The sequence below is a fragment of the Mesocryomonas fontinalis genome, assembly GCF_055730125.2.
The window spans coordinates 40,686-65,813 of sequence record NZ_JBUZWG020000011.1; the positions used below are offsets into that span (position 1 = coordinate 40,686).

At 61.9% G+C, this 25,128-nt stretch carries 29 protein-coding genes and 1 pseudogene; 17 read left to right on the plus strand and 13 right to left on the minus strand.

Annotated elements, in window-relative coordinates:
• Positions 1-113: 113 nt before the first annotated feature.
• Positions 114-548 (plus strand): LexA family protein, encoded by a 435-nt coding sequence (locus tag ACZL02_RS22015; protein WP_472940846.1) that lies wholly within the window; start codon positions 114-116, stop codon positions 546-548.
• Positions 545-1,819 (plus strand): Y-family DNA polymerase, encoded by a 1,275-nt coding sequence (locus tag ACZL02_RS22020; RefSeq protein WP_472940847.1) that lies wholly within the window; start codon positions 545-547, stop codon positions 1,817-1,819. Before ACZL02_RS22015 ends, ACZL02_RS22020 begins: the two co-directional genes overlap by 4 nt.
• Here ACZL02_RS22020 and ACZL02_RS22025 read toward each other — a convergent pair.
• The 4 genes from ACZL02_RS22025 to ACZL02_RS22040 form a co-directional block, all read right to left on the minus strand.
• The gene (locus ACZL02_RS22025; RefSeq protein WP_472940848.1) at positions 1,816-2,142 is read right to left on the minus strand and encodes a BLUF domain-containing protein; all 327 of its coding nucleotides are present in this window, start codon (positions 2,140-2,142) and stop codon (positions 1,816-1,818) included. The genes ACZL02_RS22020 and ACZL02_RS22025 overlap by 4 nt on opposite strands.
• Before the next feature lie 523 nt (positions 2,143-2,665).
• A complete protein-coding gene (locus ACZL02_RS22030) occupies positions 2,666-2,899 on the minus strand; it encodes a hypothetical protein (protein WP_472940849.1) in 234 nt (77 codons plus the stop codon).
• 18 nt (positions 2,900-2,917) lie between these two features.
• Positions 2,918-3,382, minus strand: coding sequence for a metallophosphoesterase family protein (locus ACZL02_RS22035; protein WP_472940850.1), 465 nt, complete (start codon positions 3,380-3,382; stop codon positions 2,918-2,920).
• A gap of 76 nt (positions 3,383-3,458) precedes the next feature.
• A complete protein-coding gene (locus ACZL02_RS22040; RefSeq protein WP_472940851.1) occupies positions 3,459-3,650 on the minus strand; it encodes a hypothetical protein in 192 nt (63 codons plus the stop codon).
• Between the two features lie 256 nt (positions 3,651-3,906).
• On the opposite strand from ACZL02_RS22040, the gene ACZL02_RS22045 reads away from it, so the two are divergent.
• The gene (locus ACZL02_RS22045; protein WP_472940852.1) at positions 3,907-4,146 is read left to right on the plus strand and encodes a hypothetical protein; all 240 of its coding nucleotides are present in this window, start codon (positions 3,907-3,909) and stop codon (positions 4,144-4,146) included.
• Between the two features lie 106 nt (positions 4,147-4,252).
• On the opposite strand, the gene ACZL02_RS22050 is transcribed toward ACZL02_RS22045, so the two are convergent.
• The 4 genes from ACZL02_RS22050 to ACZL02_RS22065 form a co-directional block, all read right to left on the minus strand.
• Positions 4,253-4,507, minus strand: coding sequence for a hypothetical protein (locus ACZL02_RS22050; RefSeq protein WP_472940853.1), 255 nt, complete (start codon positions 4,505-4,507; stop codon positions 4,253-4,255).
• An 11-nt stretch (positions 4,508-4,518) separates the two neighbouring features.
• Entirely contained in the window at positions 4,519-4,707 is a 189-nt protein-coding gene (locus ACZL02_RS22055) for a hypothetical protein (protein WP_472940854.1), read from the minus strand.
• Between the two features lie 264 nt (positions 4,708-4,971).
• Positions 4,972-5,598, minus strand: a complete 627-nt coding sequence (locus ACZL02_RS22060) for a DUF4142 domain-containing protein (RefSeq protein WP_472940855.1) — start codon at positions 5,596-5,598, stop codon at positions 4,972-4,974.
• A 50-nt stretch (positions 5,599-5,648) separates the two neighbouring features.
• Positions 5,649-6,530 (minus strand): manganese catalase family protein, encoded by an 882-nt coding sequence (locus tag ACZL02_RS22065; protein WP_472940856.1) that lies wholly within the window; start codon positions 6,528-6,530, stop codon positions 5,649-5,651.
• Positions 6,531-6,664: 134 nt separating this feature from the next.
• Here ACZL02_RS22065 and ACZL02_RS22070 point away from each other — a divergent pair, with 134 nt between their 5' ends.
• A complete protein-coding gene (locus ACZL02_RS22070) occupies positions 6,665-6,910 on the plus strand; it encodes a DUF6894 family protein (RefSeq protein ID WP_472940857.1) in 246 nt (81 codons plus the stop codon).
• Positions 6,911-7,178: 268 nt separating this feature from the next.
• On the opposite strand, the gene ACZL02_RS22075 is transcribed toward ACZL02_RS22070, so the two are convergent.
• Complete coding sequence (locus ACZL02_RS22075) at positions 7,179-7,469, minus strand: hypothetical protein (protein ID WP_472940858.1); 291 nt, start codon at positions 7,467-7,469, stop codon at positions 7,179-7,181.
• A 222-nt stretch (positions 7,470-7,691) separates the two neighbouring features.
• On the opposite strand from ACZL02_RS22075, the pseudogene ACZL02_RS22080 reads away from it, so the two are divergent.
• The 13 genes and pseudogenes from ACZL02_RS22080 to ACZL02_RS22140 all read left to right on the plus strand — a co-directional run.
• A pseudogene (locus ACZL02_RS22080) lies at positions 7,692-8,219 on the plus strand (transposase family protein); the annotation flags it as partial.
• A gap of 287 nt (positions 8,220-8,506) precedes the next feature.
• Positions 8,507-10,054, plus strand: coding sequence for a sugar ABC transporter ATP-binding protein (locus ACZL02_RS22085; protein WP_472940859.1), 1,548 nt, complete (start codon positions 8,507-8,509; stop codon positions 10,052-10,054).
• Complete coding sequence (locus ACZL02_RS22090) at positions 10,051-11,058, plus strand: ABC transporter permease (RefSeq protein WP_472940860.1); 1,008 nt, start codon at positions 10,051-10,053, stop codon at positions 11,056-11,058. The genes ACZL02_RS22085 and ACZL02_RS22090 overlap by 4 nt, the downstream gene beginning before the upstream one ends.
• A complete protein-coding gene (locus ACZL02_RS22095; protein ID WP_472940861.1) occupies positions 11,055-12,074 on the plus strand; it encodes an ABC transporter permease in 1,020 nt (339 codons plus the stop codon). The genes ACZL02_RS22090 and ACZL02_RS22095 overlap by 4 nt, the downstream gene beginning before the upstream one ends.
• Before the next feature lie 100 nt (positions 12,075-12,174).
• A complete protein-coding gene (locus ACZL02_RS22100) occupies positions 12,175-13,401 on the plus strand; it encodes a sugar ABC transporter substrate-binding protein (protein WP_472940862.1) in 1,227 nt (408 codons plus the stop codon).
• Between the two features lie 60 nt (positions 13,402-13,461).
• A complete protein-coding gene (hisD, locus tag ACZL02_RS22105; protein ID WP_472940863.1) occupies positions 13,462-14,754 on the plus strand; it encodes a histidinol dehydrogenase in 1,293 nt (430 codons plus the stop codon).
• Between the two features lie 24 nt (positions 14,755-14,778).
• Positions 14,779-15,822 (plus strand): LacI family DNA-binding transcriptional regulator, encoded by a 1,044-nt coding sequence (locus ACZL02_RS22110; RefSeq protein WP_472940864.1) that lies wholly within the window; start codon positions 14,779-14,781, stop codon positions 15,820-15,822.
• Complete coding sequence (locus ACZL02_RS22115) at positions 15,812-16,399, plus strand: hypothetical protein (RefSeq protein ID WP_472940865.1); 588 nt, start codon at positions 15,812-15,814, stop codon at positions 16,397-16,399. Before ACZL02_RS22110 ends, ACZL02_RS22115 begins: the two co-directional genes overlap by 11 nt.
• Positions 16,396-17,280, plus strand: coding sequence for an N-acyl homoserine lactonase family protein (locus ACZL02_RS22120; protein ID WP_472940866.1), 885 nt, complete (start codon positions 16,396-16,398; stop codon positions 17,278-17,280). Before ACZL02_RS22115 ends, ACZL02_RS22120 begins: the two co-directional genes overlap by 4 nt.
• The gene (locus tag ACZL02_RS22125) at positions 17,280-18,215 is read left to right on the plus strand and encodes a 3-hydroxyacyl-CoA dehydrogenase (protein WP_472940867.1); all 936 of its coding nucleotides are present in this window, start codon (positions 17,280-17,282) and stop codon (positions 18,213-18,215) included. The genes ACZL02_RS22120 and ACZL02_RS22125 overlap by 1 nt, the downstream gene beginning before the upstream one ends.
• An 8-nt stretch (positions 18,216-18,223) precedes the next feature.
• A complete protein-coding gene (locus ACZL02_RS22130) occupies positions 18,224-18,991 on the plus strand; it encodes an SDR family NAD(P)-dependent oxidoreductase (protein WP_472940868.1) in 768 nt (255 codons plus the stop codon).
• 33 nt (positions 18,992-19,024) lie between these two features.
• Positions 19,025-20,041, plus strand: a complete 1,017-nt coding sequence (gene pdxA, locus ACZL02_RS22135; protein ID WP_472940869.1) for a 4-hydroxythreonine-4-phosphate dehydrogenase PdxA — start codon at positions 19,025-19,027, stop codon at positions 20,039-20,041.
• Entirely contained in the window at positions 20,038-21,132 is a 1,095-nt protein-coding gene (locus ACZL02_RS22140) for a four-carbon acid sugar kinase family protein (RefSeq protein WP_472940870.1), read from the plus strand. The genes pdxA and ACZL02_RS22140 overlap by 4 nt, the downstream gene beginning before the upstream one ends.
• Before the next feature lie 366 nt (positions 21,133-21,498).
• On the opposite strand, the gene ACZL02_RS22145 is transcribed toward ACZL02_RS22140, so the two are convergent.
• From ACZL02_RS22145 to ACZL02_RS22160, 4 genes are all read right to left on the minus strand, one after another.
• Positions 21,499-22,323 carry an inositol monophosphatase family protein gene (locus ACZL02_RS22145; protein ID WP_472940871.1) on the minus strand — a complete coding sequence of 275 codons (825 nt, stop codon included), beginning with the start codon at positions 22,321-22,323 and terminating at the stop codon, positions 21,499-21,501.
• Positions 22,320-23,276, minus strand: coding sequence for a 1-phosphofructokinase family hexose kinase (locus ACZL02_RS22150; RefSeq protein WP_472940872.1), 957 nt, complete (start codon positions 23,274-23,276; stop codon positions 22,320-22,322). Before ACZL02_RS22150 ends, ACZL02_RS22145 begins: the two co-directional genes overlap by 4 nt.
• A gap of 131 nt (positions 23,277-23,407) precedes the next feature.
• On the minus strand, positions 23,408-24,481 hold the full coding sequence (locus ACZL02_RS22155; protein WP_472940873.1) for a helix-turn-helix transcriptional regulator: 1,074 nt from the start codon (positions 24,479-24,481) through the stop codon (positions 23,408-23,410).
• 119 nt (positions 24,482-24,600) lie between these two features.
• A complete protein-coding gene (locus ACZL02_RS22160; protein ID WP_472940874.1) occupies positions 24,601-25,044 on the minus strand; it encodes a MarR family winged helix-turn-helix transcriptional regulator in 444 nt (147 codons plus the stop codon).
• Positions 25,045-25,128: the final 84 nt, after the last annotated feature.

The window sequence follows — 25,128 nt, forward strand, 5'->3', positions numbered from 1 at the left end:
TAGGCGGCGTCATGGCCGATTTCAAAGCCCACTTCCCGCCACCCGTTGACCCGAACCTGTGATTATGTTCCCTATTCGTTCCTTTCGGATGACGTTTCGAGAGGGAAATAGGAATGCTGGCGCGGGTTCGAATTGAAGCTGAGATCATAATCCCGATCTTCAGTTATGGCCTCTGCGCCGGGTTTCCGTCGCCTGCAGACGACTTCCTCGACGAGGGCATAGATCTCACCCGCCTGATCGTCCGGAACCCGCCAGCTACATTCCTCTGGAAGGTCGACGGGCATTCGATGCGCGATGCCGGGATCTATGACGGCGATCTGCTCGTCGTGGACCGCAGCCTAACACCGCGGCATGGCGACGTCGTTGTCGTCATCGTGCACGGCGAGCGCAGCCTGAAGCGCCTTCACCTCGATGGCGCCAGGCCTCGCCTGTCATTCGAGAACCGGGACATGCCGGCGTTCGATCTGCCGGAAATCGCCGACGTGGAGATCTGGGGCGTCGCTCGGTGCAACGTGCACTGGCTCCGCAAGCCGGCTGCACGGAAATGACCGGCCGCGTCCTCGCCCTGATCGACGGCAACAGCTTCTACTGCTCTTGCGAGCGCGTCTTCGACCCGAAGCTAGCCACCCGCCCGGTGATCGTCCTGTCCAACAACGATGGGTGCGCTGTTGCGAGAACCGCCGAGGCGAAAGCTCTGGGCATCCGCATGGGGGAGCCCTTCTTCAAGCTCCGCGACCTTTGCCGGGACGAGGGCGTGGCCGTCTTCTCATCGAACTACACCCTGTATGGCGACATGTCGGCGAGGATGAATTCAATCTACCGGGCATGGGCGCCCGATGTGGAGGTCTACTCAATCGACGAGAGCTTCCTGGACCTCACCGGCTTTACCCGGCGGGATCTCGTCGAGTACGGCCGCGACCTTCGATCAACGGTGCTGAAATGGACGGGCGTTCCAACCTGCGTTGGTCTTGGTCCGACGAAAACCCTCGCCAAGCTGGCGAACCACATTGCCAAGAAGAACCTCGAGCTCGGCGGCGTCTGTGATCTGACGGACGAAACCTCTCGCTCGGCATGGATGGCGAAGGTCGACGTCGGCGAGGTGTGGGGGATCGGCCCAGCCTCGGAGCGGAAGCTGATCGGCATCGGCGTCGAGAAGGTCTCCCAGTTGCGGGACCTCGACCTGACCTTAGCTCGCCGGCTCCTGTCCGTCGTCGGTGAGAGGACCGTGTTGGAACTGCGGGGAGTCCAGTGCTTGGCACTAGAGCACGTTGCCCCACAGCGGAAAGGCTGCGCGGTGACGAGATCCTTCGGCAAACCCGTAACGTCACTGGCGGGCATCCTAGAAGCCGTGTCGGCATATGCGACCAGAGCCGGCGAGAAGCTGCGCCGCCATGGCCTGGAAGCCTCTCACCTGTCAGTCTTCATGCATACCAGTGAGTTCAATTCTCGCGACCCGCGGTACTCTGGCTCTACGACAGTGCATCTGCCCGAGGCGTCGAACGATACCCTCGACCTCATCCGCGCCGCTCAGCGTGGCGCTCGGGCGATCTATCGAGATGGTTTCCGGTACGCGAAAGCCGGCATCATAATGGACGATCTGATCCGCGCCGGTACCGCACCTCGGCCGCTTTTCGATCGAAGGGACCGAGGGCAGTCCGAGAGGTTGATGGGCGTGATCGATGCGGTGAACGGCAGGTTCGGCCGCGGTACCATCGCACCGGCGGCCGCCGGCATCAGACAGCAGTGGGCGACGAAGTTCGACATGCGGTCGCCGCGGTACACGACCCGTATCGGCGAATTGCCGAAAGTCACCGCCTAGGCAGTTTCTTCGGACATCATCAGCATGATCGGCATCGTTCGGCGGATCATGCCCCAATCTTTAAACCGGATGACGTCGATTGGCCCTCGGCCGAGTTCCACCACACCGATGTGCCTAGTGTCAGAAGCAATGCGGTCGAAGAGAGCGCCGACGAGCTCGGTCGGCCCCTCTAATATCTGAAGAATAGTCGAACCCTCTACGGCCAGAATACCGGTGATGCCTCTAGCCTGGTTCGCCGCGGCCGACTTCTGGACGATGCTGTCGATTTCCTCGATCGTGGTATCGTGAGCCAGGGTGCTTGCGTAGCGAAGGCGTGTCAGCATCAGCGACGTCTACTCAGAAAAACCAGAAGCTGTCTTATCAATTGATAAGTTTCGGTCTGCCTGAAGACATCTACGGTTACTCAGATGTGTCGGCGTTGAGCACGACGGCATGGGGGCCGTCATTCACTGGACCCGACGATCCGCTAATAGGCTGGGAGCTCTCTCCTGGTGCAGGCACTAAGTCGTCGTGTAACGCTCGGGCTCGATCGGCAATCTCAGCCTGAAGCCAATCATGGGTGTTAGCAACTGCCGTGGTTTCATCCTGGATAAGGACCCGCCAGAGGGTCAAGGCTGCTGGTGTTACAAGCGACCCGCGAAAATCCTGCATGAGTGCCGACCAGTCAGCACATTCCGCCAGCATCCGCAAAAGATCGCTATCCCGAACGTCCTTTAGAGAATCCTGGTTTTCGTACTCAATTGCGAGCGGCAGGTGCGGGTGAGAGACGATAGTGCAAGCCTTTCCACAACACCGGAACCGTAGCCGGGATTAATTAAAGAGGCATTCACTTTCAATCTGTTCCATTTAAATTACTGATCGAACAGCAGCCTCGATGTCCTTGTCCATGTACTGGTCGGCGAGCATTCCGGCGATGTGGTTGCGGGCGAGCTCCAATACGGCCTCGGCCACTTCGGTTTCACTCCAGCCGACGGCCACGGCAGCACTGATCACAGCCTGAAATGTCGGCTCGATCGCGAATTCGCAATCGATGCCGCGGTCGGGATGCTCAGGCGGGTGATTTGGGGCGGTGATATCCATGGCAACGACCTAGACCGTTCAGACTTCGACGACCAGCGGTTCCGCTGTCGTGGTGCCGGCGTGAATCCAACGCGACACCTTGCCGGTCATCGTGATGGCGCTGATGTCCACTCGAGGCTCTTCGTAGGTGACGATGACGGTGGGCCCATCGTGTGGCTCGTCTAGTGCAGTCAGAATGAACCCGACGTCGGGCTTATGCATGCCGATGAAGCGAACCCCCTCGATCGTAGTGGCATCACGCTCGAGGAACCGTAGGCGGAGATACTTCTTCGACTGCCGGCGCCCCTCAGCCAGCAGCCGGGACCGGTTAGTCCCATCCAGCTCCATCAGCCCAGCGATCAGCACGACAGGCTTCTGGAAGGACAGGCTTGCCTTGTGGAGGGCTTTCACCGGGGTGCCGGCATAATCACCTGCAATGACGATGATATCGGCGGTCATCCCCGCCGCCCCAATCTGTGGGGAAATGATCAGCAGTTTTGTCATGCAACTCTCAGGATTCGCGACGGCGTGTCACGCCAGCACGATCCTTCTCATGAGATTGCAGAACCTACTACTCTGATCAGGCATTGCGCCCCATTTCAGCTAGGTCTGACAAGGGCGCCAGCTTGTCGCCTAGCCGATCGATAATCAGCTGCCAGGCTTCCGCCGCTTCCACATGCCGCTTCTTCGCGTTCGGTAGAGCTACCTCGGCGGCAGCTCTCAGGCATTCGTCACGACGGTCGATGTAATGCTGCATAGGATAGCCATTCATCGTTTGGTCCTCAGACAAAGAGAATGGCGCAGACCACCAACACGGCTGCGGCGGTCGCGAGGGTAGGCCAGACTGGAAACGATGGCGATACAGGAGCGGTACGGCGGGAAGTCGAGAGAATCATCTATCGGTCCTTGGACGTTGCGGCCTCAATCAAAAGCAAAGTCTTAATGGTCGTTAACGCCTGTGGTTGCCGCATCTGGCGGAACGAACGGTTGCGTACCTTCTTGTTCCATCAACCAGAAGGGACTGCACCATGTCGGAGTCGGATCCAATCGGAACGAACCCAAGCGACCAGATGCCTGCAGGCGGCGGCCTGAAGCCTGGGGAGGTAGTGCCCGAGGAATTTGAGGACGAAGAGCTCTATGGCGATGACGATGGTCTAGGCCCGGTCGACGAGGACGAAGACGATCCCGGCATGCCGGAAGAGATCGAAGACCGCGAGAACCAGGCTGGCACCAAACAGTTGGACAGTGGGAAGTTCAGGAGGGACTGACGCTTCCTTGTCTTCTGCAATTGTTGCCACGGCTTCTACCCGCTCTGCGAGTGGATCACCGACAGAAACGGTTCTGAAAAAATAGCGGTCGTTGAATTATTTGATCTTAAGGCTTCTGGAATGCGTTCAAGGATTTTTCGCCCCGTACGTAGACTTGTCGCTCAGTTTCATGCTTGCCATGCAACTCCACGTAACGAGCGTTTTCAAAGCTAACCAGCCCCCCTGTATCGTTCCTCCGCGATAGCTCCAGATACTCTACACTTTCGTCCTCGGTCAGGCCGACGTACCGCTCGATGCCGGCATCCATTATGATCGCTCGGTTTGCGATCAGGAACTCGCGTTCGCCGTGCTGGAAGTCCATGTCAGGTTCCTTCAGATCGGTGCGAATGCGACGATGAGGCCACCGACCAGAAGGAAGGCGCCAATGAAGATGAAGAACTTGAAGCGGCCCCATATGATAGATCCGCCGAAAATGCTGCGCCAAGCAGTTACTTCCGGGGGGCCCGGCGCGGTGTCGGTCTCGTATTCCGCGCCGATGGTGTCCTTGTGTTCCGCCACCATCTCAGGGTCGCCCTGCAGGTGATGGCGATATAGGCTCTACAGTCTTGCCGGCGCGGAGCGCTTCGGTCTTCCGCTTCCTTGCGGCCATTTCCTCGAGCGCCAGCGCCAGGCCTGTCCCCGGCTCGTGACGGTCTTCGGAGCCGCGGAAATACGGGTGTCCGATCATGTGGGAAACATCCCTCTTCTTGAGCATGACAGGATCCTTCCGCTTGTTGGTGAGGTGGTTTCCGGGGCCGTCGACCGGCAGCCCCGGGAATTTTGAGACTAGTTGGCCGGAGCCGCCGGCGAGGTGCCGGTTCCGGTGCCCTGTCCACCGGTCGTGGCGGTATCGTCTCCAAGGGTGCCCGTCGAGGAATCGGCCTCGTTGCTCGGGTTGGTGCTGTTCGTCGAGCTCGACAATGCCTTGTCGGTCCGTCCGCCGTTGAGCATCTTGATGTGATCGAGATGCATCTTCAGCACCGGCGATGTTGCATCGGCATAGGCCTTGAGGTTGGGATCGGTGCCCGCCGAACCGTACGCCTGATGGAGCGATACGGCCTCTTCATGCGCGTCTAGCTGCTGCTTTTTGTAGACCGTCACCTTGTCGCTTGCGCTAGACAGCTCGCTGACCATGCTGGCATGTTTCGGCATCAGCTCGGCCGGGACAGTGAGCCCGGACTTGCCAGCCGCAGCCTTCAGATCGCCGGCCGCCTTCGTGTGGTCTGCGATCATCTGCTTGGCAAATGCCTGCACGTCTGCGTCAGCCTTTGAATCGGTCAGGACGATCTCGCTTGACTGGATCTCATACATCCCGGCAGAAGCCGCCTTGTCGACGAATTCCTGGGGTGCGGTCTGGGCCATCGCTGAAGTCGCCATCAGCGAAATGGCGGCGACCATCAAGAAGTTTCTCATCGTGGTTCTCCTGGTTCATGCCGCCCGGGCGGCTTGGCGTCTAAAGGGATCTAGAGATTGCGCTCGATGGCGCCTTCGATGCGTCCGAGAATTCCCTCGGTGCCGGACTTCGAGACCTGACCAGTCTGGGCGCCGCCGTCTGGACGGGCAGGAGCTAGTACGGGCTTTTCACCCATCGGTACCGACTGCATGGCGGTGAACTCGCCTTTGCCGTCCATCGAGGGACCAGCGGTCCAGCGACCTTCCGGGATCGTCCCGTCGGTCATGTGTCCAAAGTAAGCGTACGAGAACTTCTCGTTCTCCTGGGACTGCGGGAAGGAGTTAGGGATAGGCAGGTTCATGGCATCGCCCCCCATGTCCTCGAGAGCGGCAAGCCACTGCTGCTGATGCATCGTGTCGCGGGCGATCATGAACGAGAGCATCTCCTTCATGCCGGGGTCGTCGGTCATGTTGTAAAGCCGGACTGCCAAAGCTCGGCCCGTGCTTTCGGCACAGACGTTGGCGTACATGTCGGCGGCGATGTTGCCGGAGGCGTAGACGTGCGACATATCGAAGGGAACACCGTTCGCATCGACAGGCATCGCTGCAAGGCCGGCCGACAGGATGTGACGCATGTCCATCCCGTTCAGGATGGCGCCGCCGGCCACGTCCGCCGAGATGTCCTCCTTAATCGAGAGCGGCGCGCCCTCGAGGTTCAAGGCCACCGCGGTCGCCAGCATCTCGATATGGCCGAGCTCTTCCGTCGCGGTGTTCAACAGCATGTCGCGGTACTTGGCAGGCCCGCGGGCGCCGAACGCCTGGAACAGGTACTGCATAGCCACGCGGATTTCGCCTTCTACCCCGCCGATCGCCTGCTGCAGGGCTTTCGCGAATAAAGGGTTCGGCTTCTCGACGCGGACCGGGAACTGAAGTTTGCCATCTGTATAGAACAAAAATAATCCAAATAGTTTTGAGGAGTTACAACCTCATCAATTCGACTTTAACGACTTTGTTCCCCCTGGTGTGTAATCGTACGTTTGATTTTATTTCCGCAATGGAAAGTGTATTTTCATGCAAAGGAGATCTTATGCCTAAATATTATTTCAACCGCCGCCACGGTCGTAATTTGATAAAAGATAATCTGAGAGAGAGTTTTCAAGGCTATAACGAAGCCGTTCAAAAGGCTGCCGGAATCGCTGCGGAGACAGTCCGAGAGGAGGGAGCAGGCAAATTAATAGAGGGCTATCAGCTAGAAATCTGTAATGAATTCGGCCTGACAATGCAGGTCATTAGGATTGCATCACAGGATGATGCGGATTTTCGAAACCAATAGTCGGCAGATAACGTCTGCTTGTCCTGCACCATATGCAGGTTTCGATTCAGAGGCATGTCATGATCGGTCGATGGTTCAACGAAGGCGTCAAAGCACACGGGTGCGGCGTTCTCGCCAACGATTGCCCGTATCCTATGGGTTCAGAGCAGCGGGGCCAATGGCTGGCCGGATGGACCCAGGCGCATGGTCGCGCAGAGACAAGCCGACCAGGTACTATTGCTGAACCGCATGACAATGTTGAATAGCTTTAAAGCCGCGTCAGAAGCCTTTACCGGGTAGCGAGAAGCTGAGGATCAGCATCGAAGGCAACCAGAAGCTTTCCACTTTGGGAAATAGTCCAGTTCACAGTTTCCGACTGTTCAAAAACATCTTCGGTCACAGCCTTACAGGCGCCGTAGATTTTGTCTGCCAACGAGCCACTGAGCCGCATTTGTAAGGACATGTCGGCTTCGCAATCAGCGACATCTTCGTACGCGACCAAAGAGGCCGGCAATTCAGTACAAGTTGATGCGTTGGTGTTGCAGCCAACTAGCAGCATCAGTGCAGCGACGTGTTCCATCCAAGCTCTGCCTTGGTCAAGAAAAGCCGGGAACTGGCTAATAGTTCCTGTGGTCTTTGCGTCCGGTGGGACGACCCTCCCTCGCCGACAATAAGGAATTCATGAGAGATAAAATGCTGGCGGCAAGGATCGTCACCTCCTCAATGCGCAGTTCCCGCACCAGAGGTGTTTGATCCCGGGCTTTGATGGTGCACTATTTTCCAGCGGATGGAAGGAGGCACTATGGGTCAGGTTCACCATGGGAGCGCCACGACGACTGCGGCAGTCCGTCGAGCGATACAGCATAGTCAAGAGAGCCTGAGGGCACTGGCCAGCCATTACGGCATCAACCAGAAGACGGTCGCAAAGTGGAAGAAGCGGACGTCGACAGCCGACCGCAAGACAGGCCCGTCCGAGCCGAGGTCCACGGTGCTGTCGATCGAAGACGAGGCCGTCATTGTCGCCTTCCGCCGTCATACGCTGCTGCCGCTTGACGATTGCCTCTACGCGCTCCAGCCGACGATCCCGCATCTGACGCGATCATCACTGCATCGCTGTCTCCAGCGCCATGACATCTCAAGGCTGCCCGATGTCCAAGGACACAAGCCGGTCAAGCAGAGGTTCAAGAGCTATCCAATCGGCTATTTCCATGTCGACTTCGCCGAAGTGCAAACCGTCGAGGGGAAGCTCTATCTCTTTGTAGCTATTGACCGAACGTCTAAGTTTGCCTTTGCCGAGCTTCATCCCAGAGCCACGAAGATGGTATCTGCATCGCTGCCGCCGTCATCTTCTGGCTTTGATCAATGAGTCCTGAGCCTAACTCCTCACGTCAAATCACTTCTTAAAAAAAATTGGCTGGGTCGAAGTGTCGTATTCGCTTCGATTTGAACACCGAGAAATCGCGTTGTGAACGCATCTCCATACTGCAGCGCGATATTAATGCGGCAATGCAACATAAACAAATTCGCGAAAGAGCTTGACGCAAGATTTGATATTGCATCTTCTGAGAACGTTCTCAGAGAACGCTTTCATTTGCCGTCAACCTTGGGAGGGGTCCGGTGAGCTCTGCCCATATTGCGTCGACATTGACTGTCCGTTCGGTCGGAAAGGCCTATGGGCCGACGATTGCGCTAAGCGATGTCTCACTGGAGCTCCGTCGGGGCGAGGTGCATGCCTTGCTGGGAGAGAATGGTGCGGGCAAGTCGACGCTGGTCAAGATCCTGACGGGGGTAGTCCGTCCCGATGGCGGTTCGATGCTGCTGGGAGGCGCGAGCTACGCACCCCGGAGCATCATGGACGCCCGGAGCGATGGCGTTTCAACGGCTTTCCAGGAACTCAGCCTTCTGCCCAACCTGTCGGTCGCAGAGAACCTGATGCAGCCCCATATGCCGCGCAACGCTCTGGGGCTGGCCTCGCGGCGCAGGGCGGAAGAGCAGGCTCAGTCCGTTCTCGATGCGCATGATCTGGCGCAGCTGGACGCGGGAGCACCGGTCAGCAGCCTCCCTCTATCGGATCGCCAGCGGATCGAGATCGTGCGGGCCATGCAGCTTGCCACGTCCCTGCTGGTGCTGGACGAGCCCACCGCTGCGCTGGTCGATGTTGAATGGCTGTTCCGCCTCGTCCGCAAGGTTCAGTCCAGAGGGACGGCCGTCCTCTATATCTCCCACCGTCTCGGAGAGGTCCGCACGCTCTGTTCGAAAGCCACGGTGCTGCGAAACGGCTCCAGCATCGCCACGGTCGACCTCGACGGCGCCACCGACGCCGACATCTTCAAGATGATGGTGGGACGGGTATCGGACTATGTCCGTTCGACCGGGAGGAAGAGCATGGCGGGGTCGACGCCGACGCTCGCGGTCAGCGATCTCACCAGCGGCATCCTTCGCAACGCCTCGTTCCAACTGCATCCCGGCGAGATCGTCGGCGTCGCCGCGCTGGAGGGGCAGGGGCAGCGCGACCTCTTCCGGGCGCTTGTGGGCCTCGCGCCGATGTCTTCAGGCTCGGTGCTGATCGACGGGCAGGCGGCCCGCATCAGCAGTCCCCGTGATGCGCTGCGGGCAGGAAGCGGCATCGCCTATCTGCCAGAAGAACGGAAGACCGAGGGCATCCTCTCCAGCCTGACGACGGCCAGCAACATGGCGCTCCCGGTGCTCGGCAGCATCTCGCGGTTTGGCCTGGTTTCTCCTTCGGCCGAGCAGCGCGCCGTCACGGCCTCGGCTGCGAGCGTCGAACTGGCGGACCGCTATCTGCCCTTCCGGATCAGCGACCTCTCCGGCGGCAACCAGCAGAAAGCCTTGCTGGCGCGGGTGATCAACACCGGTGCGAGAACGCTTCTCCTCTTCGACCCCACGAGAGGCGTCGATGTCGGAACCAAGCAATCGATCTATGCGGCGATCCGGCGTTTCGCGACGGAGGGAGGTTCCGTCCTGTTCTATTCTTCCGAACTTCCCGAGATCGTCAATCTCGCCCACCGCAGTCTTGTGATCTATGGCGGTGCCATCTGCGCGGAATATGCAGGGGAGGAGACCGACGAAGAGACGCTCGTCGGCGCCCTCGTCGGGCATGCCGCGGCGGGCCGCGCCCGATCGGCCGCGCAGGTCCCGGCATGAGCGTCGCTCTCTCTTCCGGCGCATCTGGGCGGCAGTCCCGCCGCGGCGGTGCTATCGCGCGTGTCTTCGCGAGCGGTGCCGGCGTCGTCGCCATGCTCTACGTCGTCCTCTACGGCATCTACGCCTTCTATGAGCCGAGTGCGCTGTCGGCCTACACCTTCACAAGCCTCGTCAACAATTCGGCGCCGCTGGCGATCGCCGCTGCTGGCGAGACGCTCGTCGTCCTGTCCCGCGGGTTCGACCTCTCGATTGCAGGCGTGATCTCGCTGACCAACGTCGTCATGGCGGTGCTGCCGCTGGATGGGCCGGGCGGCGCGTTGGCGAGCCTTGCGCTTTGCTGCGCCATCGGCGCGGCAGTCGGTGCGGTGAACGGCTTCCTAGTCGCGGTGCTCCGGCTGCAGACGATCGCGGCGACCCTCGGCACGATGATCGCTTGCCAGGGCTTGGCGCTCGTGGTGCTGGACGCGCCAGGCGGGATGGTGGCGGATTGGGTGAGCTATGAATTGACCGACACGCTGTTCAACGTGGTTCCTATCGCGGGATTGATCGTTCTGGCTGTCGCGCTGCTCTGGCTGGTGTTCCGGCGCACCAATACGGGCATTGGCCTTTACGCGGTCGGCGCGGACGAACACGCGGCCGCGCTTTCCGGCATCTCCGTCGGCCGCGTGCGTTATGCCGCTTTCGTCGGCGCCGGCATGCTCTACGGTGTCGCGGGCTTTATGCTGAGTGCCCAGACCGCGACCGGCAATCCGAACGGTGGCGCATCCTTCCTGATGCTCGCCTTCGCGGCCGTCGCTTTGGGCGGTACCTCGCTTTCCGGAGGCCGGGGGGGGCTGATCGGCTCGATCATCGCCGCAGCGACCCTGATGCTCCTGCAGAAGGTACTGTTCTCCGGCGGCGTCTCGTCCTTTTATACCGGCATCTTCCAGGGTGTGGTGCTGATCGCGGCAATCGTCTTCGGGCGGGGTGTGACGTGGCTTCTCCGCAAAAGGGTGCAGGCATGAAGACCCCGCCGAATTCGGCCCTGAGCTTTGACAGCGCACCCGATCAGCGACGGTCCCGCGCCGTCGGCCGCGACGTTATCAATGCTGTGGCGGTCTTTGCCATCAGCATCATCCTGATCCTGTGCTCGCGTTTCATCAGTCCCGCCCTCGGCTCCTGGTCGCAGGTGCTGACGGTGCTGACGCTCGCCTCGTTCCTCGTCGTCCTCTCCTTCGGTCAAGGCCTCGTTATTCTCGTTGGCGGCCTGGATCTGTCGATCCCGTCGGTCATCACCCTCGGCGGCGTCCTGACGACGACGTGGGTAGGAGCGGGCAACGCTGAAATGTCGATTGTGCTGCTTCCGCTGATCCTTCTGGTCTGTGCACTGGTCGGAATGGTGAACGGGATCGGTGTCGTCTTCCTGAAGGTGCCGCCCTTCATCATGACAATGGCGACGTCGATCATTACGGCATCCGCTGCTCTCGGCTATACCAGTGGAACGCCCCGCGGTGCCTCGCCGGAAGCGCTGATCGTGTTGATGAAGGCCTCGTTCGCCGGCATTCCGCTAATTGTCTGGTTTTTGGTCCTCTTCTCGATCTGCGGCTGGTTGTTCCAGAGTCGCACGGCATTCGGCCGTCGCCTTTTCGCGCTGGGTTCCAGCCGCGAGGCCGCCCGCATCGCGGGCGTGAACGTGGGCCTCGTCGAAATCCTGCCCTATGCCATCAGCGCGGTCTGCGCCGGCTTCGTCGGCATGATGTTGGTTGGCTACGCCAACGGCGCCACGCTGCGCATGGGCGACAATTACATGCTGCCGAGCATCGCCGCTGTCGTGATTGGCGGATCGTCGATTCTCGGCGGCAGCGGCAGCTTCGTCGGCACCGTCGGCGGCGCCATCCTGCTGACGACGCTTGGCACCGTGATCGCGGCCGTCGGCATCGACCAGGGCTGGCGAACTGTGATCGAGGGCGGAATCATCCTCTGTGCGCTCCTGCTGCTGCGCGAGGACATCTTCACCCGGTTCCGCCGCAAACGGCGATGAGAGCGGAAGACGCATTCGGCGGCATAGCCGTACGACGGGGTGGGAACGTTCTCACTCGCCGAGGCCCTGGCACAAGGGTCAGTCTGATGGGAGGAATGACATGTTGAAATCCAAGGGATTCCTGGCAAGGGCGGCCGCCTTGGCCGTCGCGACCTCGCTCGGCTTCGGTGCGATGGCAGGCGCTGCGGCGGCGCAGGATGGCAAGAAGTTCAAGATCTACCTCGCCCTCAGCTACAGCGGCAATGCCTGGCAGTCGGAAGCCGCGAACATCGTTAAGGCGCTGGCCAAGACGCCGCCCTATGATACCCAGGTCGAGCTGACCGAGGTGATCTCGGGCACCGATGCCCAGGGGCAGATTTCAGCCTATGAGAGCATGATCGAGGGCGGCGCAGACGGCGTCGTTAGCTTCCCGATCTCCTCCACGGCCTTGAACCGGACGATCAAGCGCGGCTGCGAGAAGAACGTGCTGTTCTTTATGTACGACGCTACCGTGACCGAGCCCTGCGCCTACAATGTTAGCTACATTACGTCCGGCTTCGGAGAGAACAGCGCTCAGGCGCTGGTCAACGAACTCGGCGGCAAGGGCAATATCTTCCTAAGCCGCGGCGTTCCCGGCAACTCGGTCGACAAGCGTCATACCGATGGGGCCATGCATGTTTTCAACCAGTATCCCGGCATCAAGGTGGTCGCGGAATACTATTCGTTCTGGGATGACCGCACGACGCAGCAGGAGACCGCCAAGGCGCTTGCCGCCCATCCGGACGTCGACGGCATCTGGGCCCAGGCCGGCGAATACGGCGCCATCCAGGCGCTGATGGACAAGGGCGACAAGCTGGTTCCGATGACCGGCGAGAACTCGGCCGGCTTCCGCCTGGCGCTGGCCAATCCCGACATGCAGAAGCGCGGTCTCAAGGGGGTCTCCGCCGGGTCTCCGCCAGCCCAGGCCGGCTACGCCTTCAAGCTGATGATGGAGATCCTGACGGGCAAGCGGCAGCTGGAAGCGACCAACATCCAGTATCCGTTGCCTTGGGTTCCCGCCGATGCGGTGAAGGTCTGCGACGGCGACAAGATCGAGAACGGCTGCAACGTCTTTCCCGAATCCAAGGTGCCGTCTTCCTTCGTGAGCGAGGTGTTCAGCCCGGAGTTCCTGCCGGAGCTGTCGCTGACGTCGGCGCTCGACGGGAAGCCGACGCCGGGTGCGACGATCCAGCCGCTGCCGGCCGACGTCGTCAAGGCAGCGAACGAGCCGGGCATCAACTGCCAGCGCTGCGAGGCGGCGGCCGATCTCTACCATCTGACTAAGGTCGAGCCGACCGTTAAACCCTGAGACTCTGAACGTGCGGACGCCCGACGGCGTCCGCACCCCTCCTGTAATGAGGAACGATCTATGACGACGACCTATCTGAAGCGCGGCCAGGATGTGGCTGCCGTGGCGGCAAACGACGCCGCGGTCCGCAGCACTGTCGAGGGCATCCTCGCCGACATCGAGGCGCGGGGCGACGCGGCGGTGCGCGATCTGTCGGAAAAATTCGACAAGTGGTCACCGGTCTCGTTCCGGCTGAGCGAGGAGGACATCCAATCGGCGCTGTCGAAGGTCTCCGCAGAGGATCTCGAGGACATCCGTTTCGCTCAGACGCAGGTCCGCAATTTTGCCGAGAAGCAGCGCGCCTGCATTCTCGATCTGGAGGTCGAGACCCTGCCGGGCGTGTTCCTCGGCCACAAGAACATCGCGATTGAGGCGGTCGGCTGCTATATCCCGGGCGGCAAGTACCCAATGGTCGCCTCGGCGCATATGAGCGTCGTCACCGCCAAGGTCGCCGGCGTCAAGCGGGTGATCGCCTGCGCGCCGCCCTTCGATGGTGGCCCACACCCGGCCATTGTCGCGGCGATGCACCTTGCCGGCGCCGACGAGATCTACTGCATCGGCGGCATTCAGGCGGTCGGCGCCATGGCGATCGGCACCCAGACCATCGCTCCCGTCGACATGATCGTCGGCCCCGGCAACGCCTATGTCGCCGAGGCCAAGCGCCAGCTCTACGGCCGCATCGGCATCGACCTTTTCGCCGGTCCGACCGAGACGCTGGTGATCGCCGACGAGAGCGTCGACGGCGAGATCTGCGCCACCGACCTGCTTGGCCAGGCCGAGCATGGCCCGACCAGCCCGGCGATTCTCCTGACCAATTCGGAACGGCTCGCCCGCGACACCTTGGCCGAGATCGATCGGCAGCTGAAAGTGCTGCCGACCGCCGCGATCGCCTCGAAATCCTGGGCGGATTACGGCGAGGTGATCGTCTGCGACAGCTACGAGGAAATGGTCGAAGTCGCCGACGGCCTCGCCTTCGAGCACGTGCAGGTGATGACCCGCGATCCCGACTATTTCCTCGACAACATGCAGAACTACGGCGCGCTGTTCCTTGGTCCCCGCACCAATGTCGCGTTCGGCGACAAGGTGATCGGCACCAACCACACGCTGCCGACGAAGAAGGCGGCGCGCTATACCGGCGGCCTCTGGGTCGGCAAATTCATCAAGACCTGTACCTATCAACGGGTGACGACCGACGAGGCGAGCGGCATGATCGGCGAGGTCGCCTCGCGCCTCTGCATGCTCGAGGGCTTCCACGGCCATGCCGAACAGGCGAACATCCGCGTTCGGCGCTATGGCGGCAAGAACGCCGCCTGAGCCGGCCAGAGAGACGGAGCCCCGATGTCAGCCGCCGCTAGATCCACGACGCCGAGAACCCGCATCACCGTCAAGGATCTAGCGCGTGATCTCGGCATGTCGGTCTCCACGGTGTCACGGGCCTTCCATGCCGAGGCGGTGATCGCGGACGAGACGCGGCAGACGGTGCTGAAGCGGGCGCGCGAGATTGGCTACTCGCCGAACCCGTTCGCCCGCAGCCTGATCACCAAGAAGACGCGGATCGTTGGCCTGGTGGTCGCCGACATCACCAATCCGTTCTACCCCGAAGTACTGACGCGGCTGACGGCGGACCTGCGCGCCATCGACATGAACGTGATGCTGGTGGCCGCGGATCAGGCGGGAACGCTGGACGACGCCGTCCGGCTGTTGCTGAACTACCGACCCGACCTGGTCGTCATCCTGGCCGCGACGCTGTCATCGGAAGCGGCGAGCGAGTGCCGCAATACCGGTACGCCGGTGATCTTCTTCAACAGGCTCTCGGCAGACGGGCAATCTTTCGGCATCACCTGCGACAACGAGATCGGCGGTTTTCGGATTGCCGACTTCCTGATCGACCGGAACCACCAGCGGCTCGCCTATGTCTCCGCATTGCCGGATGCCTCGACCAATCTCGAACGAGGCCGGGGGTTCACGCGACGTGTCGTCGAACGCGGCCTGTCCGAGCCGATCTGGATTCCCGCCGGTCGCTTCGGCTACGACGCCGGCTATGCCGCGGCACGGCTGCTCGAGGGGATGGATCCCCATCCCGACGGAATCTTCTGCGCCAACGACATCCTCGCCATCGGCTTCATCGACGGCCTTCGGCACGAACTGGGCCTGCGGGTGCCCGAGGACATATCCGTCGTCGGCTTCGACGACGTTGCCATGGCCCGATGGCCATCCCACAGCCTGACGACGATCCAGCAACCGGTCTCTGCAATGCTCGAGGCGACCGTGGCTCTCGCAAGCAAGCTGGCGCTGGATGCGAGCGAGGCGGCATTCGTGCAGCGGTTTGAACCCGGCGACGTGATCGAGCGCTCGACGACACGGAGCCGAGATGCACGATAGATCCGGCCAGAAGTTTTTCGAACGTGCGGTGACGATCCATCGCTACGATTGCAGCGCGATCGACGCAGGCGCCGAAACGCTGGATACGCAACCGGGCGCCGACGATTTGGCGGCGCTGCTCGCCGACGACCGCTCGGTCCGCTATGGGGTCGCCGCCCGGTCGGCCTATGATGGGCTGAGGCGCCTGATCGGGCAACTCGCGGGCCTTGCCATCCTTCTCACCGCCAGCCGCCGGCGCGACATCCTGGATCTGCCCGACATTCCGATCGCACGGGAACGTTGGCGCGATACCGGAACGGCCCTCGCGGCGCTCGACACGCCGACGGCGTTCGGCCGGCATTTTGCCAGCCTGACATCCGCGCATTCGTTGGTCGGCGAGATTCTGGACGCCCTGGAGGCGCTTCGTGCGAGCCGCGACACCGAGCGCGTGCTCGACCGCGCCAACGTCTTCTTGAAGCAGGCCTATCGTGTCCTTCAAGACGCGTCCGAACCGCGCACCGGAATGACCATGGTGGATTTCAACCATGCCTGTTGCAGCTGCGCTGCGACGACAACGGCCTTGGGAGGGGCAAGATGACCGACTATTCGATCTGGGTTCTGGAATACTCCTTCGTGCCCGACTACCATAAGAGCGGCGTCATCTATGGTGCGCACAACCAAGGCTTCGTGAAGCTTCCCTACTGCTATGCGGTCATCAAGGGCAGCAACGGCCATGTCGCGATGGTCGACGTCGGATACAACGATCGGGACTACGGCAAGGTGTTAGGCGACCGGTTCGGCGTCGAGAACTGGCGCTCGCCGAAGACCGTGCTCGCCGGCATAGGGCTGACGCCGGAAGACGTCGACAGCATCTTCATCACGCACGCGCATTTCGACCATTTCGGCAATGTCGAGGCATTCCCGAAGGCGACCTTCTACATCCAAGAACGCGAGATCGCGAAATGGGTCTGGGCCATGTCGCTGCCCGATCGCATGCGCTGGATGACCGTCGCGGTCGATCCAGGCGACATCGTCCGGGGGGTGGACCTCGCCCGTCAGCGCCGGCTGGTCACGGTCGACGGGTCGCAGATCGACGTTCTTCCCGGAATCGACCTGCATGTCGCGATCGACAGCCATACCTACGGGTCGATGTGGGTGACCATCCGCGACCAGAAGAGCGACGACAACAGCTGGGTTCTTGCCGGCGACCTCGTCTACGTCTTCGACAACATCGAAGGATCGGGCGCAGCGGTCGGAGTCGAGACCTGTTACGTGCCGGTCGGCCTCGCAGTCGGCAGCCAGACCAATCTCGTTCTCGCCACCGAAGAAATGATGAAGCAGGTCGGCTACGAGGCGCGCCGTGTCATTCCCGTGCACGAAGCGCGTCTGAAGGATCGCTTTCCCTCGCGCCTGACCGCCGAAGGCTTGCTGATCACCGAGATCTGCTTGGCCGACGGCGAGGCGTCGCGGTTCGCATGATGGATCAGATCAGGAAAGTTGCCGTCGTCGGAGGCGGGCTGGTGGGCTCGGGCTGGGCGATCGTCTTCGCCCGTGCCGGCCTTGACGTGGCGGTCTACGATCAGGACCCGGCGATCCGCGACGTCGTGCTCGGCCGCATTCGTGCCGGCCTCGTCGACATGCTGGCCGCAGGCCTCGTCGACGACGTCGACGGCATCCTCGGGCAGATTTCCGTCAGCCCCGACCTCGCCACCGCGGTCGGCGGCACCGCCTACGTGCAGGAATCGGTGCTGGAACGGGTGGACGTCAAGCGGACTGTCAGCCTGGAGATCGATGCCGTGATGTCGCCCGACTGTGTCGTCGGAAGCTCGAGTTCCGGCATCCCGGCCTCGGCCTTCACCGAGGGCTGCGCCCACCGCAGCCGCTTTCTCGTCGCCCATCCGGTCAACCCGCCGCACCTCATCCCGCTGGTCGAGCTGGTGCCGGCGCCGTGGACGGATCCGGCGATCCTGTCCTGGCTGCGTACCGAGATGGAGCGCATCGGCCAGGCGCCGATCGTCGTCACCGCCGAGGTCGAGGGCTTTATCCTTAACCGCTTGCAGGGTGCGCTTCTGAACGAGGCCTGGGCCCTGTTCGAGGAAGGCTATGTCAGCGCCGCCGACATCGACCTCACCATCGCCAAGGGCCTCGGCTATCGCTGGTCCTTCATGGGGCCGTTCGAGACCATCGACCTCAACGCCCCCGGTGGCATCGCGGACTACGCTGAGCGGCTCGGGCCGCTCTATCACGCCATCGCCGCCTCGCGCACCGAGCCCAAACCCTGGCCTGCCGAGCTGATCGCTAGGGCCACGGCCGAGCGGCGGGACATCCTGCCGCAGGACCAGCTCGGCGAGCGCAGCGCCTGGCGCGACCGCAAGCTGATGGCGCTCATCCGACACAAGCAAAAGGACGAATGAGCGCCGGGATGACGGTTTCCTCCGACGCCCAATCTCCGCTGCTCGGCAAGGTCGCGCTCGTCACCGGCGCGGCCGGCGGCATCGGCGCGGCCATTGCCGAGCGCCTCGCCTCGGCCGGTGCCACCGTGATCGCCGGCTACAATAGTGGTCGCGATGCTGCAGAGGCGCTGGTGGAGGGCCTCTGCGGCGAAGGCCACCTTGCTCTCGCGGCACCGGTGACCAGCAAGGCCGGGCTCGACGCCCTCGCGGCCGTGATCGAGCAGACCTTCGGCCGGCTGGACATCCTGGTGAACTGTGCCGGAACCACCCGCTTCGTGCCGCATGCCGATCTCGATGCGCTCGACGACGCGCTGATCGACCAGATCCTGGCGGTGAACGTGCGCGGCGTCATCGCGGTGACCCGGGCGACGCTGCCGCTGCTGCGGGCTTCGGGCGCCGGCCTGGTGGTCAACATCTCGTCGATCGCCGCACAGACCGCGATGGGCAGCAACATCGCCTATTGCGCGTCGAAGGCGGCGGTCGACAATCTGACGAAATCGCTCGCCCGCGCCTTGGCGCCGGTGGTGCGCGTGGTATCGGTGTCGCCGGGCCTCGTCGACACCGCCTTCGTCGCCGGCCTCGACCCGGAATGGCGGGACAAGCAGGCGGGGCTGACGCCGCTCGGCCGGCTCGGCCGGCCGGAGGAAGTCGCCGAGGCGGTGCTGGCCGCCGCCGCCTACCTGACCTTCACCACCGGAGCGATCATCCCCGTCGATGGCGGCCGGCCTCTCGCCTGAGCCGACCCTAACCTGCATGCCAAGGAAGCTACCATGATCCCAACCCTTGCCATCACGATCGGCGATCCCGCCGGTATCGGCCCGGAGATCGCTTTGAAGGCGGTGCTGGCCCTCCGATCGCGCCTCGAAAGGGACGAGTTTCGTCTTCGCTTGGTCGCCTGTCCCGCCATTCTCGAACGCGTAGGCGGCAAGCTCGGCCTCTCCGTCCCCGCGTTGACGTCCGAGGACGATGCCGCGGCCCCCGTCGGGATCTGGCCGATTTCGGGCGATGCCGAGGCGGTAGTGACCGGCGAGGTTTCGGCGGAAGGCGGGCGGCAGGCCTATGACGCCATCGCGGAGGCCGTCCGGCTTGCCATGTCCGGAAAGGCCTCGGCGATCGTAACCGCGCCGCTCGCCAAGGAGTCGCTCCACATTGCTGGGCACCATTTCGCCGGCCATACGGAGCTTCTCGCCAAGCTGACCGGTGCCCGGGACAGCGTCATGATGCTCGCTCATGGCGACTTTCGTGTCTGCCACGTCACGACGCACATCGCCTTGCAAGACGTGCCGAAACGGGCGACCCCTGAGCGCATGCGCCGGGTACTCGATCTGACGCTCGATGCGCTCCGCAATCTCGGCATTGCCGATCCTCGCGTCGCGTTCGCCGCTCTCAATCCACATGCCGGCGAGGGCGGGGCCTTTGGCCGGCACGATATCGACCTTACAGCGCCCATCGTGGCCGACTATGCCAGCCGCGGAATCAAAGTCTATGGCCCGGTCCCGGGCGACACGGTCTTCGTCAAGATGAAGGCTGGCAACTACGACTGCGTTCTCGCGATGTACCACGACCAGGGGCATATCCCCGTGAAACTTCTGGGCTTCCAAGTGGACCCGGTGACCGGAGATTGGCTCGCCCTGAGCGGCGTCAATATCACGCTCGGCCTGCCGATCATCCGCACCTCGGTTGATCACGGCACGGCGTTCGACATCGCAGGCAAGGGTATTGCGCACGAGAGCAGTCTGATCGAGGCGATCGACTACGCCCTGACATTGGCACGAACGCGCCAGTGAACGATGGAGCCGTGATCGGGGCCGACGGCCAAGCGAAAAGCTTTCTGATCGTCGCGGATGATCTGACCGGCGCCCTCGACACGGCAGGGAGCCTTGCCGCCCCAGGGCTGCCCTTCGACATCCCGCTCCGGTCGACCCTTGGCCGTGGGCTGCGCATCGCCGTCGACACCGACAGTCGCGATCTCGAGCAGGCCGAAGCCGAGCGCCGTGTCGCCGACGTCTTTCGTGCGGCAGAGCGACACGATCGGCAGATCGTCTTCAAGAAGATCGACAGCGTTATGCGCGGTCATCCGATAGCTGAGATGGTCACGGCTTTCCGCACCGGCGGCTTCGATCGGGTCCTTTTGGCACCCGCGTTTCCCGACGTCGGGCGCATTACCCGGGGCGGTCGCCAATTCGTCATCGATCAGGGCAGCTCCTTCCCTGTCGGCCCTTCGATGCCGGATGTCGTCCGTGCGTCTGGCTTGTCCGCCGTCCCACTGAGCGAAGCCCACCACGCTGCCGATGTCGTCATCGCGGATGCCGAGGACAATGCTTCTCTGGCCGCGGCTGTCGCTCGGGTTCGGGAGCTTGGGGGGCGCACGCTGTTCGTCGGCAGTGCCGGACTCGCCCAGGCGCTAGGATTGCCTTCGTCAGTTTCGATCGAGATGACACAGCTAAACGTTGCGATCTGCGGCACGGCCCACCCTGCTACCTTGGATCAGATTCGCAGGCTGGATGGATCTGCAATCGGGATCAGGAGGCTGGACGGGGAGGGTTTCGGTCGTTCTGATTTTCCTCTGGCCTATGTCGCTCCCGAGACCGCCGACTCCGATCGTGCCGTTCGTGTGCTGATCGCGCGCTCGATCGTAGCTCTGGTCAAAGCCCATGATGTTCCTCGCACAGCCTTGCTGACCGGCGGATGGACGCTGCGGACCTTGCTCGATCACACCAAAGCCGATCGTTTGCGCTGCTTGGGTCTGTACCGGCAGGGTGTGCCGATCTCTGTCGTCATCGGGGGCCTCTGGGACGGCACGATGATCGTATCGAAGTCAGGCGGGTTCGGAGGTCCGGATTTCCTTGCAGACCTTTTTCGCGGGTCGGCTGACTGATGGCAGGACAAAAGGCTTTTTCGTCTGGCTTTAAGGGACACCAGTGTGGTACACTGAGACAATTGGGCAGACGATGTAAGCCCTGCTGTGCAAGGGTTTCAGGTGAGGTGGGGGAGAGTCCCCCCTTCTCCGCCAGTTGACCAGCAATAACAATTCGTTAGACCGTCATAGCGCTGCTCCGGCCGGAGTGGTGTAGGCGGGATTTCGTCTGCTTGCGCTCGGTAGCCACAACCGCGGTGCAGTGGCTGCGAAAAAGCAGCCGCCCGATTCGTAACGCCTGCGCTTCCTTTTATCCCGTATCCTCCCTGACGTCCGTTCGGCTTCGAGAAGAACGTCTCACGCTATGATACCAGGGAATGCATTGGCTTAACCAAGGTCCAGTGCCGAGAGTGACGCGTTGACCATGTGATCGCCGATTACAAGTGGTTGCCGCCAAGGCGCGCTCGATCCGCTAACGTCGCCGAAACTCGAGAACGATTCCCATTCGCCGCTCGGCTTCCTTGTCATGATCTCGGCATTCGCCGCCTTAAGAAGCGGTATCCCCCCGGCAACATCCCAGGCGTTCGGGGTCTCGAAGCGTGCGCCTGCCAGCAGTCCCGCGGCGACAAATGCACATTCGATGGCTGCCGATCCGCTTTGGCGTGCCTCGAAGCCGACGTCCACACCAACCGGAACGCGTGGTAGGCCAACAATCCGCCGTCGCACCTGCTGGCGGTCGACAGTGGCGATCGGCTGCTCCTCGAAACACAGGAGGCCACCCGCGCGAGCGTGATAGACGCCTGACCGAAGTGCATGGCTGGTTGAGCACCAGACGGCGCCAGCGACAGGCTGACCCCGGAAAGCAACACCGATGGATGCCGCAAAGAGCGGATATCCGTTGACGAAGTTAGCCGTTCCATCGACCGGATCGATGATCCAGACAAAATCTGACGAACCCATCCTTACAGGCTCGTCTTCCTCGCCAATGATGCCATGATCAGGAAACCGCTTTGACACATGTTCGCGTATGAGACGCTCAACGTTGTGGTCAATCTCTGAAACTGGATCCCTGAAGATCGTCTCCTTGTCGGCGCCGAGTGTCTTGTAACGGACCGCAAGCGTCCGCCCCAGGGATGCTACGATCTGGGCGCCCGCAATTTGCGCCATTTCAACCGCCAAAGCTTCGATTGGCTTCAAGTCTGGGAATGTCATGCTGATATCTCGCTAACCTGAACATTGCCAGCAAGCACTTCGATGTCCTCTAGCCTTCCCGTGCCTCGACCCGCCCGTGTGACGTTCATGGCGCCAGCAGCGGTTGCCAGACGCAACGCATCCGGCCCGTCCATATCTGAAGCGATCGCCACCGCGAGGGCTGCTGTCATCGAATCTCCCGCACCTGTGTGGTCTCTAGCGTGGACCTTCGGCCCTCTCACCTCCCAGAAGCGATCGCCGAAGAGAGCTAGCGATCCCTCACCAGCACGGGACACAACGATGTTCTCAGCCTTGCTGCGCAGTTTCTGCATCGCTCGCAGGATTTCGTTCTGGCTGTCGTCGGCTGCGAGGCCAGCCTCTTGCAGTTCCTCGTGGCTTACCTTCAGCAAGGTCAGGCCTCCCTCGACAGCCTCAAGCACGCGCCCCGCGATATCGGCCACGACCTTGACGTTGTTGGCGTGAAGATCTTTGGACAGTCGAGTGAAGAACTCTAGCGGGATGACTTCCTCGGTCGCAAGCCCAGTGAGAACGGTCGTTCCGCATCGAAGCGACTCTGCTAAGATAGCGTTGTAGAGGTCGTCAGTCTCGTGGCGGTCTAAGCTGTGTGGCGGAACGGTTGCAAGACGCTCCCGAGTGCCCTCGCGCCGATCGTCGACATAGCCGCCATTCGCGCCGCGGACGGGGATGGCCCGAAGACTGATCCCCTCCGCCGCGACCAGCGCCTCAAGGACCGTGCGAGCCTCGCCGCCGAAGGGTCCGACGAGACGTGCTCGCCCGCCGAGGCCTATAATCATTCGAGCCACCCAAACGGCCTGACCGCCGGCATGGAAGTAGACTTCATCTGCGCCATTGGTGTGCCGCTCAATAGCGATAGTGAACAGCGGCCAAGGCGCAAACACGCAAATATTATGGGTTAATTCGGCAGCGGATAGGGTGGGAAAGGTTGATGACATTGAACCTCAAGGGATCAGAAAAGGACGTATCGGTGAAGTAACGCAGGCGGTCGGTTTGAGAACCCTCGCCTTACCTTAAGCCAAAGGAGCTGAAGCGAGGGCTCTATGCGGTTTCTTGATCGCCTTGCGGCTCAAGCGACCTTCGGCAGTCCCGAAACGAGCCTGACCAAATCGATCTGCCGGCTGACACCCACCTTGCGGAAAATCGCCTTGGTGTGGGTGCGCACCGTCTCGTGGGAGAGCGAGAGTTGTCTCGCAATCTCGATACCAGAGACTCCCTCAGCAAGCCTCCGCGCAATTCGAGACTCCGAAGGAGTTAGGTCAAAGATTGCCTCCAGTATCGAGGCGTCCGGCACGCCGCCTTGTCCGATGCGAGAAACGATCAGCAGCGCGTCGCCGCGGTTGAAGATATCACGGGCTGTCGCAACCAGCGGGACGAGGTGGGCGATCGCGGGGACGCTACCGTCGCGTCCTGGCAAGGGGAATGTCATTGGTGGCCTTGGCCGTCCGTCCCTTGTGCCCAGAGCGTCGAGAGCATGGCCGAGCGACTGATTGGCGGTGGTTTCATTAAAAGAGACGCGGTCGAAGGCTCGCAGGGTGACAAACTCGCCCATTTCATCGAAGTGGCTATTGCTGGCGACGACGACACCGGATGCCGAGATGACGGCAGCCGCTAAGCCGATCATGTTCAGCCCGGCCACCGTGCCCCGCGCTCGTTCAAGGCCCAGTCGCGCTGCTACCATGCCTGCACGCGCCAGGTGCGGGCGCAGGGGATCCAATATGGCCTTGACCGACTCTTCCACCGAGCCGAGCTCATAGCGCCGTTCAAGGCTCACCACGAGAACGTCGCCGGTCAGCGGAACAATCGACCAGCCGAGCCCACGCGGGCGAAAGAAATCGCGATAGAGCGGGCTGTTTTCGATCTCCGTGATGGGGAGGGTGTCATGATCCGTAACGAAGCTGGCGAGGCGCTGGCGGAAGGCCGCGTCGCCTCGCGTGTTCCGTGCGGCCCATCCTTCGGAGATGAATGCTTCGAAATGGGACCGCATGCTGAGCGAAGAGGTCCAATGAGGAGCCCCTGTTCCGGCCGCGAACAACACGCCGCCTTCGGCCTTGGCAAAAGTGGACATCTTATCGAGGACGTTGGGCCAGAGCTCTGAATCGATGCCGGCTTCGTAGATCAGATCGACCAGTGCTTCAGGCATTGCGTCTCCAGCCGCGATGGCGCCCGGCGTTCAGGCCATCGCACCCGAGGATATGTCAGGGAAACTGGCGGAGAATCAACGGGCTGCAACGTCGGGAAGGCTTACCTGGCGCAAGCCCGTCAAGCGGTATGCATCATCTGGGTGAGGAGAGAGGTCAGCACTTCGGCTTCCGTGTTGTCGAGCCGTCCGATCAGTCCGTTATCCGGTGCCTCGACAAGTCCGGCCAGTCTGACATGGAGGGTTTTGCCCTTGTTGGCGAGGAAAATCAGCACCTTCCGCCGGTCCCTCGGCTCGGGCGCCCGGTAGACCAAGGCGCTGCTGACCATGCGGTCGATGATTTTGGTCAGCGTCGGCGAATCGACCAGCACCGCCTCGGCAAGCTCCCCCATGGCCTGGCCATCACGGACGGACAGGGCACGAAGAATGCGGAACTGCTCGATCGGCACCCCCTCCGGTCTCAGGCGCTCCTCTATCTCCGCCTCCAGCCGTCGATTGATACCAGCGATGAGATGGGCGAGATCGTAAGTCTGCTGGTCTGGTGGGATCACGGTAAGGCTCGACATTCAATAGTTGCACTTTCAGGTATATCGGAACGCAGCTGGCCGGGGCAAGGCTTCCGCGTCTATCGCGCAGCAGGCGTTTCAGCT